Origin of the sequence: Candidatus Stoquefichus sp. SB1 (genome assembly GCF_001244545.1) — a bacterium.
GTDB lineage: Bacteria > Bacillota_I > Bacilli_A > Erysipelotrichales > Coprobacillaceae > Stoquefichus.
In genome coordinates this window covers 271026-283123 of the sequence record NZ_LN852694.1, presented here as the reverse complement: position 1 = coordinate 283123, position 12098 = coordinate 271026, and the positions used below count along the sequence as shown (strand labels likewise).

The window sequence follows — 12098 nt, the reverse complement described above, 5'->3', positions numbered from 1 at the left end:
GAGTCACCTCCTATCTAAACAATGACTCAAATTCATCTATTGCCTCTTGCTCTTCCTGTGTTAATTCACTTTTTAATGCAACACTCTGTTGAGCCTTAATGATTTTATTTCTTTGTTTTTGGTCCTTGACTTCACTCAAATCATAATTGCGTAAATCTCTCACACGATTCATGACACTGTTTTCTGTAAAGCCTTGAATAAGATTAATAAACTGATACCAATGCATGTCACTTTCTACAAGATTTATGTGGTAATCACTCATAAAACTAGCGACTAAGTACTTAAAGTCTTGCTCAAAGTCCATATCTTTCTTGCGTTCTTTATGTTGCTCTTGCGACTCTCCACAAGCTAGATATTTCTCTACTTTTTCAACAAAGATAGGCATATCTTCATCTTTAGGAATGAAACCAAACAACTTATAGACAACTGCATAGGTTCTTTCTGTATCACTAATATTCTCATCATTAATGATGTCAAAACACTTTAATGCAACTCTAAAATCTGTATTGATTGGATATTTCACACCGTCAATAGTTACATGTTTTGGATATTTCATTACAATTCTTCTTCATCCTCATCTGTGTATTTATTGACGATTTCTTCCTTAAGTTTTTCTGCATTAAGTTTTAATGCGATAAAGTGTGGCTCCAACTGTTCAAACAGATCTTCAAACATTCCAATATAATTGGTATCACCAAATATTTTTTGACATGCATCTTTGCCTAAGAACTCATTAACAGCCTCACGCATTTTCTTAAACGTCTTAGCCAATAATTCGGCTTTTGCTCTATCATTCTTGCTAAGAAGATAATCAGTCTTTTCATCTTGACGTTTATCAATGATTTGTTCCTCGATTTTCATTTCACTTTCAAACTTCTTGACTTTCTGTAATGCATTGTCGCATTTTAGCATTAATTCAGGATCATCAGGATTCAATGAAATTGTTTCCCCTTTATCATTAACCTCAATCACATACTCATTTTTCCTTGCAACTCTTAATTTTTCCATAATTTCCTCCTATAAAAAAAGAAAAGCTACTATTTTGTAGCCTTTCCTTCATTCAATACATTTGCAGGTGCTGGTGTACTATTTTTAGTAAATGTGACAACTCCATCAACAATTGTTGCAGTTCCTGCCTCGGCTTCACCACAGAAACCAATATCATAAGATAAAGTAACTGCTCCACCTGCTTCTCCACCAAACTCATTTACAGAGATAGTCACTTCTTGCTTTTCTGCCTTATATTTACCCTCTGCTTCCTTGTCATAAATATAAACCATCAACAACTCAGTTTTCGCATCATTACCAACTGCACGAGTTTGACGCAAACTGTCAATATAGTCAAACACTTCATCACCTTTAAATGCTGTTTGTTCGCCTGCCATTGTTGGTGCGTAACTGTCTACTTCTTTATTTCCACTATCTTGATGAATATATTGTTCCTCATTGACTGTTGGGTTATAAGAAACACTAGCACTTGTAATACCCACACCCATTCTACCCCATTTTTGTATATCTCCTGTTGGAGTAACGTTTAAAAATGAGGCAAACTGACTTCTTTTAACTCTTACTGGTTTTACCATTTTAATTCTCCTTTACATATAATAGTTTTAATTGTATCTGATAGATTGCTCTATCTTTTTTTTCAGGTATGTAATATAAATAGCCTGTTGTTGTTACTTCAATAGAAAATGGATCAAGTCCTTCTCCTAAATTAGGATAGACTTCGTTTAATTCGTTGTTTTCTATCCACTTTTGGAAGTTTTCAAAGAATCCACTATTTTCTATGTTTGTTTCTAAATCTTCACTATAATCAAAAATACAAGCGAATACGAAGTTAAATTCTCTTTCAGTTGTTCCATCTAGATAACTTTTAACAATATTTCCATTAGGACTAGGTATTTCCTCAATCGAACAGTTATCAACATTCTTAGGCAAGAAATTGACATTTACTTTTTTCAAGTCCTTTAAATAAGGACATGAGAGAATGTAATTCCTAACACTTTCTATAATTGTCATTTCATTAATTTCCTTTCTAGATTTGATAATATTTCATCACCATGTTGCGCCCATGCTCTTTCAACCCATTTCGGACCTCTTTGTGGTGCTCCTGAATACTTCATAGGTGTTTCTGTCAAGACTTTTTGAGTATTAGGTCTAGACCAAAAGCCATAGGAAGGATTAAAGAAAGCGCCTTTCTTTGTTTGAGGATCAACCATTAGTTTTCCAAACCAATGATATCTTGCATATGGTGCCACATGTTCAAACCATGTGTAGTCATGTGCAAATACCACATGATTCTTAAGAAAACTACTATCAAACGGTACAAAAGGATCGCTTATCCTTTGTATCTCACTTGTTAGCATTTTCTGTATCATGCCACCAGGTGCCAAGCCATGTGATTTGATAATTTCATCAGCGTTCTTTAAATCAATATTGACTGTCGTTCTCATGATGCATAAACCTCAAAATGATTTAGACATGTTACAGAATAATCAATAACATCAACCGATTTAATTGTATAAGAATCGTCTAGATGTTTGAGATATTTTGGACTGTCAATATCATTTTCAATCACTCCAACAACAATGATATCTCCCTCTTGCAATGTCCATTTATCTAGAAAGTTTTCTTGATATTCTTTTGGTTTTACATATCCTTCAAAGGAAAAAGGAATGCTGACAAATAATGTATCATTTGCTCGCATTTCCTTATCTGTAAAATCGCTTGATTGTGTCATTTCTGTATGTACGCCTTTAAGAACTGTTCTTTTATAGACATCTGTTCTTTTTTCCTTATTATACAGTTTATTAAAGATTGTAATATCCTTATTGAACATATCCAATACCTCTATATAGCAAACCTGTCATAGATAGGTTCTTTCTAATAATCTTGCTAATCATTTCATCACGTTCCTTCTCAACAACTTTAATGTCTCTTAATGTTGCTTTTTGATATGAAACAGATTGCTTTCCAACCGTTTCACTAGCAACCACACCTTGAATTGACTTATCTTCGTACTCTTTGATTTTCTTGACTTCCTGATCATAGTTATAAAGCAAGTCAATGAGCTTGCATTCACACATCTTGACTTTATTCATCTTATCTTCATTAACGAAAGGAATTCGCATACGTGTGTAATAGTTGAGCTCATCACGTGCCTTTAATTCATATTTTGGATACTCTGTATCACTTACGAGTTCACCAAAATATTTAGTTGTGTAAAACTCGTAATCGGCATACATTTTTATACCTCCAATAAAGCGATTAATTCATCTTTTGTCATAGATGTTGTGTATTGAATACCTTGTTCATCTAACAACGCCTTTAATTCATCTTTTGTCATTGATTTATAAGGTGATTCTAATGTGTTCCCTTCATCTAAAGATAAATTAGCAGGTGCTGGTGTTGCTTGAGGTACATAAACAGCAAATGGGAAACGAGTTGCTTCATTTGGGCTTAATGCATTGATAGGGTTTGGTAATTCCCAACCTAAACGCATAACAAATCTTAATGCCACCATATCTTGTTGTGCTAAGTTGTAAATGATAGATCCATCAGTATCTTGAATGACCGCTTCTGTTAATAACTTAACTGTCATGTCCTGACGAATAGAGTAAACTGCTTGTGACATATCACCCATAATCATATGGGCTTTTGTTGTATCCCAAGCACCATTAACTAAGAATGACATAGGCATACCATCTAATGCATAAGTTGTATTACCATCTGACATAGATTTCATGAAGATAGGATTCTTGTTATCATCACGCACCCCTCTTAATTTACCTCTCATTTGTACACTTGAAATAGCACCATTAGGGATGAATCCACTATTTTCAACTTTCGCTTCCAAACCATCTTCACCAAATAAATCAATAAAGATATCACCTGTTGAAGTAACAACATTACCAGCTGCAATCGCAGATTTTACTAAACCGTCACGCCAAGTTGATGGCTTTTGTACATCAAACATAATTGCATTATCAATAACTTTACCAAATGATTCCTGTACACGAGGTGTAACTTCACTCCAAATATCATACCCACTATCTCTAGCATCATCTAATACAGCTTCTGGAATAGGTACGATAACTGCGATTTCTTCTGCAATAATATATTTATTTTTCCATGCCATTTTTGTTGTTTTCTTTTGACCTGTATCGCCATTAACAAAATATGCCATTGGTAGCATATCTAATACAGGCATTTTATATTTGTTTGATGCCATGTTAGGTAATCTTCTAAAAATACTTAACACTGCTGATTGTGCGACCGCTCCTTGAATAATCTCATGCGATACTTCTTCTGGAATAATTGCCTCTGTTCCACTTCTTAAAATTACATCTATTTCTGCCATTTTCTTTTCCTCCTATTTTTTTCCTGCTCCAACTAAGATAGCTTCTGTCATTCTCTGACTTGTAGATTTTGTTTTACCACCTTCACCATCTAAGTCTGGACCTGATTTAACTTTAATTTTTTGACCTGCTTTAAATTGTGGGTTGCTTTCAATGTACTCACCTAAAGCAGTATCGAAGTCTTTAGTCTCTGTTACAAGCTGATTGACTTCATGTGTCACATATCCTACAAATGATTGATCAATGCCTGCTTTTGTGACTTTTTCTTTACAGATATAACCATTTAATTGAGTAGACATTTTATTGATGTCTGTTTCATAGGCATTGACCTTTGTTGTTAGAGCACCTACTTGTGTTTCAAAATTTTGCTTTGCTGTTACAAGAGTATCTCTTTCTCCAACCACCTTGTTGTACTCATTAACACTCTTATAGCTTTTTAAGACGTCTTTTCTTAAATTTTCTTGTTGATCTTCTGGAATGGTAATTCCATAATTTCCAATAATATCTAAAATATCCATAATATCCTCCTCACCTTTTTATAGAGGTCGGTCCCTCTCTTGGATTCACACTTATACTCGTGTCGAGTAGCAAATAGTTTACTGACTTATTCAGGTCAAATTAAAAACCTATCTTCGTTTTAGAAAATAGGTTCTTTCAACATGCTCATATCCGCATATGGCACATTTGTAAATAGTTTTATGTACATTAATATTCAATTGTTGATCATAGAATGTTTTATCTTGCTTTACAACATATCTATGCCAGTGGTCTGTTAGACCGTCGTTTCTGTCTCATTTTATCAAGCCTCCTTAATAAACTCTTTCTCTCATATAGTCACGTTTCAATTCATCATGCTCATTAATGAACTGTTGTAAGCTATTTTGCCATTGCTTTATTTTCTTCTTACAACGAACAATGTTTATTTCATCATTCAATCCTTCATAGATTGCAAGTTGCTTTTTCCAATTACGAATACCACGTTCATAATATCGTTGCTTTTGAATCAATTCATACAATTTAGAGTTTTCTTCATCATCAACTAATCTTTTAGGCATTGTGCTAAAACCTGGAAAGAAAGCATAATGATAATGTCTGCAATTCACACCAGCCAATCCATCAACCTTGCCATATCCTGTTGTCAATTCAAAATTTTTGTAATGATCATCACTGCCATTAATAAGATAAACTTGACCTTGCCAACTTTCATGATTCTGCCAAGCAATACCACTGTTTCTAGCACCCATATGCTCACTTACATAAACATGTTTTGCTTGCATATCATAAATAAACTTATCATTCGCTTTGTTAGCCATCTGATTAGCCATTGTTAATGTATCTCTACGAACAACTGATTCAATCGACATCTTAACCTCTTTACCATTTCTTAGATAAGTCGCACATGTTATTCCTTGCTTAGCCATTTTCTTACAAGCATTTTGAATAGATGTATTGTAATCATAGTAGCCACCACTTACCTCTAAATAAGATTGATTTAGAACGTCCATGTAAGCCTTTTTTGTACCCTCTAATGCTTTTGTATGGATTAACTTAAATGTCTCTTGTGCCTCAATATATGAATTTTCTATAACTCTTGCTATATTAATGGCATCAGGATTGATTAATGTTCCACGTGCTTTATAGACTTCTCTAAACTCTGCAATAGGAATTGATTTATAGCCAGCATCATTTAACATCTGCTTAATTTTTGTTTCACTTCGTTTTGAATACTTAGCAATAATCTTAATAGCCTCTTGATTAAGACCACCTAATTCATCCAATTTAGCAACATACCATTCAAGGCTTCCACCAACATTACGATATGTTTCAAATCTTCTTGCTACTTCTAAAAGTAATTCGTACTCCATTTCATTGTACATATCAATAATTGGTCTTATAAGTTCTTCAAAATCCTTATCATTTAACATACTTTATTCCTCAATTGGTGGCTCTTCTTCAATTGGAGAACGATTTCTTATCTTATCAACAAATTCTTGTGCCTGTTCCTCTGTATAATTTCTTGTTATCATAAAATATTCTACACCATCAATAAGTCCAGCGTTTTTCTCTAATAACGCCTGACGCTTTTTCTCTGCTTTATCTTCTATAATGGAATCATCAAAATCAATTGTAATTTCATCATCTTCATTGACATCTAAATTAAGAAAATTCTTACAGATATAAATTATAGACTTAAACATATCTACTAGAGTATCTTCTAAAACAATTTCATGTTTCTTGATTGTTCTATATAAATCAGAGTTTTCACTAATGACTTCTGTTGCTGTTTTCACACCTTTACCATCAAAAGTATAATAACTATCTCCCATGCCACACTTACTTGATAATAAATTTAGATTAAGTTGTATACCTTCTTTATGTTCAGCGATTCTTAATGTCATATTAGACTCCATAATAGGCTGTCTATTCTTTCCTTCTCCCATTTCTCCTGTTGGTAATTGGTGGAATACAACATCATTTGTGTCAAACGTAAATTTCAATTGTCCTGTACTCTCATCAACCTTTGTCAGATCCTCTTCAATGAATATTCTTTTCTTTCCTAAAACAAATTCATTGATGAAACTGTCATATGTAATATCTGTTCCTTCTAATTCATCTATGGCATTAGCAAAAACAGATATACCAAATGGTGAGCCATCTTGAATATTATTGATAATATTAGGCTTTATAATAAAGAACCACGGTAAATGACTTTGTGTGTCAAACTCTCGTAGGCTGTCATCCATTTCATTACTTATATCTGTTAGATTTCCACCTCTATTAATCTTTAATAAATAGTTTTTAATAATATATCTATCTTCTCTTAATAGATGAATAGATACCACTAAAACATTCTTGTTTCCTATTTTCTTTTGAACTGCAAATGCACATTCTGTTATCTTACCATTTGCATAAGACAAAGGGATAATCTTATCAGCTGTTGCAAATTCAATCTTTAATTTAGATTCTTTTGAATCAATATATTTTGTATTAGAATCAACAATTAAATCTGTTAACGAAAGAACAAATGCTCCTGTACCCATTGAGAAAGATTTTTCAATGCTTTCATTTGCCAATACATAAAAACAGTTATCATTAAGTATTTGATCAATGCATTTTCTTGTCTTTTCATCCTTAAAATTGAAAGATACTTTTTCATTCATCAAGTGTCCTGAATAATCTTCACTTATCTTCTTTGCCATTTTAAGTGTCTTTCTGTGCATTGGAACATTTTTATTGCCATTGTAGATATAATAATGATGAAAACTAGCGACATCACCTTTATACCAGCTTTTCCACTTATCAATGTATGGCATCATGATTTCTCTAGGTTCTATATCATATCCTAGTCTTTTAAAGAAAGTATTTAGCTGCACTATTTATTCCTCCTTCTCAATTAAAAACGGAAGTAATCTTCTTAAATACTTCCAAACATACATTACATAATATCTAATTGCATCCATACAGTGGTCATTAGCCTTAATAGGTACTTCCTGACCTTTTTCAACAAGGTCAATATTCCATTCATATAGTTGAAATTCATCAATTGCATGTTTCTGTTTTGAGCTTAATGTCATTATAAAAAAAGACAACAACTTTTGTACCCTGTTGATGCCTTTTATAACTGTATTGTCTGCACTTATAAATTTTATATGTGGACAGACTCTTTTAATTTCTTCTGCTAATCCCTTTGCTGATGGATCAATGACTGCAAATGTAACTTTATTCATTGTTCTTTTTTCAATGTTTTCAACAAACTCTTTAAAGTCATTAGCATATTGACTAGGTGATTTCTGATGTCCGCTCTCACGTCCACTATGATAGTATTCATCAACACCCCTTAATTTTCTATTCTTAAAATCTATTCCAAAGCATTCAAATGTTGTTGCATTCATTTGACCATAGTCAATACCAATACCTAACATCTTTAAATCACTTAGTATCTCTTGTGTTGGTTCTTCAATATGCCTCTTATTAAACATATAATAAATAAGTTCATCTAAACCAGTGCATAAACCCAACCATACCCAGTTATACATCTTCTCGTCAGACTTAAGCATTTGTAAGGCTGAATCAATTAATTTTTGTCCCAGCCATTTTTTAGGAACGTCTCTATAATCTGTGTGAATATGAATTGTATCACTTCTTTGTTCCATCTTTTTAACCCACTGCATAACTGGTGCTTTTGGATTTCGAGGTGGATTGAAATAGTACTCCATACAGAATTCTTGATCATTGCCACGAATGAAAGTAGCCTCTATATTTGCTAATTCATCTTCGCCATCACCTTTATCAAAGAACTCTGTTAATTCGTCAACTTCAACAAGCTTAATAGGTTTGGATTCATCAATCATACCTTTTGTATCGTCAATACTGTCATTACCTGTAAAATAGATTGTATTTCCATTTGGTAAGTATTTAATTTCCATTGGTGATACTGTAATCTTAAAATCTCTTTTGTCTAAGCCTAATCTTCTTATTGCTCTTAATGTTTCTTTATAAACAGTTTTCTTTAATTTGTTATGGAACTTTCTCATAATGACCACAGAACAATCAGGATCACTTACAATCTTATATACTGCTCTTATCCCTCCACGTGATGATTTCGTTCCAGCGCGACCACTTGTGAATATCTTATGTACATATGATATGTCATTAAATGTATCATGATACTTAGGAATAATTAAATCACTCAATTTTACTGTCTTGCAAATCATTGACTATCACAACCCTTTCATCATTATTGCTCGCTTGATCCTTTGGATAGAACTTATCTACAATAATTCCTATTGAAGTTGCTAAAGCCTGAATACCTGAACGTTCTAGTTTTTCTTCTTTCATCATTTCCTTTAATGCTAAATCAATGAATTTCATTGCATCTTGTTTCTTTGAATCCATGTACTCTATCATGTCTTTGGTATTCTCTTCTTTTTTATGTTCGCATTTTCTTGCAAATTCATCATTTGAACAAATTATATTCTTTACTGTATTTGCTGATATCTTATATTTTCTAGCAACTGCTGAATAGTTTTGACACTCAACATAATCAGCTATAATTTTTTTCTTCTGTTTATCTGTTAAGCGTTTAGCCATTCAGTTCACTTCCTTTCATTAAAATAAAAAGCAACCAACTTTAAATTGATTGCTTAAAAGAGGTGGACGGATTCGAACCGTCATTTCAACCATAGTTTCACCTATATTATCTAGTCGAGTGCACACCATAAAGTGATTTTACTTAGACTATTCTCATATAAATGCATTTTTACAAACTATGCATTGCGTTTGCCTCTTAAACTACTACCTCTTACGCTTATTATTCCATAACTGTATTACTTTGTCAATTATGTCATTGTCACTTTTTGATGGCTTAAAAGTACCTTTTTCATCATGAAAATAACCATAATGCGAATGTGGTAAAACCCATTTGCCATCAATCTTATGTGGTTTACCTGATATGTCAATTTGTTTTGTTCTTTTACCACTTTTATCATAATATGTTATTGCTTTTAAATCTCCACTATCATTAACAGTAACATACACTCTACCCTTTGTCATGGTTTCTTGTGGTGTCTTTGCCGATTTAGAATCATTGTATTTTACAAACTTTATGTTTTCACTTTTCAGCAGTGTACTATATTCACTACCATATACTTTTCCTTTATCACTTATACCGCTGCTTGCGCCTCTGCCACCCATTTAATCATCTCCTAATCGATTGAATCTTTTTACAATTTTGTTTTCATAGTATATAACTTCTATATTCTTAAAATCATAGTCGACTTTACCACCATAGCATAATATACATGGTGGATTGAGAATCTTTATCAATTGATCTACTCCATCTTTCCATATTTGCAACGATTTATCATTACGTTTAACTCCTAAAGTCGATATAGCAACTATACTTCCTTTCTCTATACCATCAAAACAAAACTTAAATGTTTCTTTTTCTGCCCAACTAATCGTTGGTATAACATGTACTCCATTTTTTTGAAGATACTGTCCTATTATTCTACTTCTATAGACATTCCATAGTTTCATAGCTATAGGCATATCTAAATATAAAGAGAAATCAGGACTTAATACACATTCATATTCTTTTAATACATCTATATACTTATCAGGATTATTCCATAATCTTTCAAACTGACTATCATCAAGGAACATATGAATACCAACATTCTTATTTTTATAAGACTTTATATAATTAAATCCAACTAAATCTGTAGGTTTGACATATTCTTTCCTTATGATTGGCATATTATAGAATCCATCTACATGATCTTCGTTATAAATATCCAATCTTAGACGTTTGATTGTTAATATCTTTTCCTTGTTCATTGTATAGTCCTTTCTTTGTATAATAAAAAGCAATCCATAAAGATTGCTCATATAACGTTTTTAATGTTTGAATATATATTACTTTTGCTTTATATACATTATTACCAATATTATACTGCTAAGCATAACAGGAAGAATAAATAAAATATTCTCATCAGAAAACATATTTGGAAAAGTTATAACAATTGATATATAAATTCCAAGTATTGTACTAAACATAGCAATTGATCCCGCCAATTTATTTGATAAATCCATTTTTCTATCGAATAATGACTTTCTAGTTTCTGTGAAGTTTAAATATTCAGCTTCCAAAGACTTAGTTTCTTTTTCATTTAAAAAACTAAAACTATCCATTATCTCAATGATAAGTTCTTTTTTTGCAATTTCATCAATATACATAGTGTTTGAAATATCATATATTAATACACACATTAAATCTTTTAATGTCATAAATTTTTTATCGTCAATACTGTATTCCTTAATAATATTACTTCTTAAATAAAATAATACATCTTCTGATAAATTTATTTTTTTTATAAAAAACGGTCTAACAATATCAACTAGTTTCGTCTCCGCTATTTTAATTGTGTCTAATTCTTTTACTACTTTCTTTCTTTTCAAAATAATTCTTAAGATATAACCCAAAAAAACAACTATAGATCCCGTAACAATTGGAGCAACCCATATTTTTACTGTTTCACTATTTAAAACATTATTAATTATATCTATCACATAATTTCCTCCCAAACAATTAATATAAGGTATTATACCATTTTTTGTAATATTATGAAACTATCACAAAAGAAAAAGAAACCACATTTAGTGATTTCTTACTGTTTGGGAAAGATATAAGGACTTTGCCCTAAATCCTTACAATAACATTTTAACATATAATTTAGTGGATAAAATCCGAAATTATATAATTTTTAGTATCAAACTTTCTCTATCATCATATAATTGACTTCTTGATCGTGGAACTAAATCTATTAAGTCATCTATGCACTTATTATTACAATAATGTTCTTCTATAAGCGTTTTTTGCCATGCTTCATCTAATTTATTCAAACAATCCTCCACAAACTTAACACGTGCTTTAAATCCATATATATCTTTTTGCTTTAAATCAACAAGTTCATCACGTCTCTTTATGTGCTTCTCTTGCTCTGCTAATAAAGTTAGAAGTGGTTCCTTAACGCCAGTTGTTGGTGTATATCCATATTCAATACTTTTTGCATTGCCAGCATTTAATTGTATATCAATTTCTTTAATCTTTTTATCATACCATGCAATACGATCATCAAAAACATATTCATCTTTCTCAATCCATTCTTTCATTGAATTATAGCTACGCAATTCATTTTTTAAATATTCTGCTTTTTTATTTATTTTTGCCATAATATC

Annotated in this window: 17 protein-coding genes; all 17 read right to left on the bottom strand. The window is 31.6% G+C overall.

Annotated features, from left to right (window positions below):
- Positions 1 to 10 precede the first annotated feature (10 nt).
- A complete protein-coding gene (locus BN1865_RS05145) occupies positions 11 to 556 on the bottom strand; it encodes a Gp15 family bacteriophage protein (RefSeq protein ID WP_050636188.1) in 546 nt (181 codons plus the stop codon).
- Positions 556 to 1008: a hypothetical protein gene (locus tag BN1865_RS05140; RefSeq protein ID WP_050636187.1), complete on the bottom strand. Its 453-nt coding sequence runs from the start codon at positions 1006 to 1008 to the stop codon at positions 556 to 558. Before BN1865_RS05140 ends, BN1865_RS05145 begins: the two co-directional genes overlap by 1 nt.
- 29 nt (positions 1009 to 1037) lie before the next feature.
- Entirely contained in the window at positions 1038 to 1583 is a 546-nt protein-coding gene (locus BN1865_RS05135; RefSeq protein ID WP_050636186.1) for a phage tail tube protein, read from the bottom strand.
- A 1-nt stretch (position 1584) separates the two neighbouring features.
- Entirely contained in the window at positions 1585 to 1962 is a 378-nt protein-coding gene (locus BN1865_RS05130; RefSeq protein ID WP_198527240.1) for a hypothetical protein, read from the bottom strand.
- Between the two features lie 53 nt (positions 1963 to 2015).
- Entirely contained in the window at positions 2016 to 2453 is a 438-nt protein-coding gene (locus BN1865_RS05125) for a minor capsid protein (protein ID WP_050636184.1), read from the bottom strand.
- Positions 2450 to 2839 (bottom strand): DUF6751 family protein, encoded by a 390-nt coding sequence (locus BN1865_RS05120; protein ID WP_050636183.1) that lies wholly within the window; start codon positions 2837 to 2839, stop codon positions 2450 to 2452. Before BN1865_RS05120 ends, BN1865_RS05125 begins: the two co-directional genes overlap by 4 nt.
- Positions 2829 to 3245, bottom strand: coding sequence for a head-tail connector protein (locus BN1865_RS05115; protein WP_050636182.1), 417 nt, complete (start codon positions 3243 to 3245; stop codon positions 2829 to 2831). Before BN1865_RS05115 ends, BN1865_RS05120 begins: the two co-directional genes overlap by 11 nt.
- A 2-nt stretch (positions 3246 to 3247) precedes the next feature.
- A complete protein-coding gene (locus tag BN1865_RS05110) occupies positions 3248 to 4360 on the bottom strand; it encodes a phage major capsid protein (protein ID WP_082189907.1) in 1113 nt (370 codons plus the stop codon).
- A gap of 12 nt (positions 4361 to 4372) precedes the next feature.
- Positions 4373 to 4876, bottom strand: a complete 504-nt coding sequence (locus BN1865_RS05105) for a hypothetical protein (RefSeq protein ID WP_050636181.1) — start codon at positions 4874 to 4876, stop codon at positions 4373 to 4375.
- Positions 4877 to 5167: 291 nt separating this feature from the next.
- Complete coding sequence (locus BN1865_RS05100) at positions 5168 to 6283, bottom strand: phage minor capsid protein (RefSeq protein WP_050636180.1); 1116 nt, start codon at positions 6281 to 6283, stop codon at positions 5168 to 5170.
- A 3-nt stretch (positions 6284 to 6286) separates the two neighbouring features.
- Positions 6287 to 7732, bottom strand: coding sequence for a phage portal protein (locus BN1865_RS05095; RefSeq protein ID WP_050636179.1), 1446 nt, complete (start codon positions 7730 to 7732; stop codon positions 6287 to 6289).
- A 3-nt stretch (positions 7733 to 7735) separates the two neighbouring features.
- Positions 7736 to 9073: a PBSX family phage terminase large subunit gene (locus tag BN1865_RS05090; RefSeq protein ID WP_050636178.1), complete on the bottom strand. Its 1338-nt coding sequence runs from the start codon at positions 9071 to 9073 to the stop codon at positions 7736 to 7738.
- Positions 9045 to 9449 carry a helix-turn-helix domain-containing protein gene (locus BN1865_RS05085; RefSeq protein ID WP_050636177.1) on the bottom strand — a complete coding sequence of 135 codons (405 nt, stop codon included), beginning with the start codon at positions 9447 to 9449 and terminating at the stop codon, positions 9045 to 9047. Before BN1865_RS05085 ends, BN1865_RS05090 begins: the two co-directional genes overlap by 29 nt.
- Before the next feature lie 204 nt (positions 9450 to 9653).
- Entirely contained in the window at positions 9654 to 10052 is a 399-nt protein-coding gene (locus BN1865_RS05080; protein WP_050636176.1) for a hypothetical protein, read from the bottom strand.
- The gene (locus BN1865_RS05075) at positions 10053 to 10748 is read right to left on the bottom strand and encodes a DUF4417 domain-containing protein (protein WP_082189906.1); all 696 of its coding nucleotides are present in this window, start codon (positions 10746 to 10748) and stop codon (positions 10053 to 10055) included.
- 27 nt (positions 10749 to 10775) lie between these two features.
- On the bottom strand, positions 10776 to 11429 hold the full coding sequence (locus tag BN1865_RS05070; protein ID WP_050636174.1) for a hypothetical protein: 654 nt from the start codon (positions 11427 to 11429) through the stop codon (positions 10776 to 10778).
- Positions 11430 to 11612: 183 nt separating this feature from the next.
- Positions 11613 to 12092, bottom strand: a complete 480-nt coding sequence (locus tag BN1865_RS05065; RefSeq protein ID WP_050636173.1) for a hypothetical protein — start codon at positions 12090 to 12092, stop codon at positions 11613 to 11615.
- Positions 12093 to 12098 lie beyond the last annotated feature (6 nt).

Bases quoted from the DNA above. Each gene is read 5' to 3' on its own strand.
- BN1865_RS05145 (WP_050636188.1), bottom strand. From the start codon at position 556: ATGAAATATCCAAAACATGTAACTATTGACGGTGTGAAATATCCAATC.
- BN1865_RS05140 (WP_050636187.1), bottom strand. From the start codon at position 1,008: ATGGAAAAATTAAGAGTTGCAAGGAAAAATGAGTATGTGATTGAGGTT.
- BN1865_RS05135 (WP_050636186.1), bottom strand. From the start codon at position 1,583: ATGGTAAAACCAGTAAGAGTTAAAAGAAGTCAGTTTGCCTCATTTTTA.
- BN1865_RS05125 (WP_050636184.1), bottom strand. From the start codon at position 2,453: ATGAGAACGACAGTCAATATTGATTTAAAGAACGCTGATGAAATTATC.
- BN1865_RS05120 (WP_050636183.1), bottom strand. From the start codon at position 2,839: ATGTTCAATAAGGATATTACAATCTTTAATAAACTGTATAATAAGGAA.
- BN1865_RS05115 (WP_050636182.1), bottom strand. From the start codon at position 3,245: ATGTATGCCGATTACGAGTTTTACACAACTAAATATTTTGGTGAACTC.
- BN1865_RS05110 (WP_082189907.1), bottom strand. From the start codon at position 4,360: ATGGCAGAAATAGATGTAATTTTAAGAAGTGGAACAGAGGCAATTATT.
- BN1865_RS05105 (WP_050636181.1), bottom strand. From the start codon at position 4,876: ATGGATATTTTAGATATTATTGGAAATTATGGAATTACCATTCCAGAA.
- BN1865_RS05100 (WP_050636180.1), bottom strand. From the start codon at position 6,283: ATGTTAAATGATAAGGATTTTGAAGAACTTATAAGACCAATTATTGAT.
- BN1865_RS05090 (WP_050636178.1), bottom strand. From the start codon at position 9,073: ATGATTTGCAAGACAGTAAAATTGAGTGATTTAATTATTCCTAAGTAT.
- BN1865_RS05085 (WP_050636177.1), bottom strand. From the start codon at position 9,449: ATGGCTAAACGCTTAACAGATAAACAGAAGAAAAAAATTATAGCTGAT.
- BN1865_RS05080 (WP_050636176.1), bottom strand. From the start codon at position 10,052: ATGGGTGGCAGAGGCGCAAGCAGCGGTATAAGTGATAAAGGAAAAGTA.
- BN1865_RS05075 (WP_082189906.1), bottom strand. From the start codon at position 10,748: ATGAGCAATCTTTATGGATTGCTTTTTATTATACAAAGAAAGGACTAT.
- BN1865_RS05065 (WP_050636173.1), bottom strand. From the start codon at position 12,092: ATGGCAAAAATAAATAAAAAAGCAGAATATTTAAAAAATGAATTGCGT.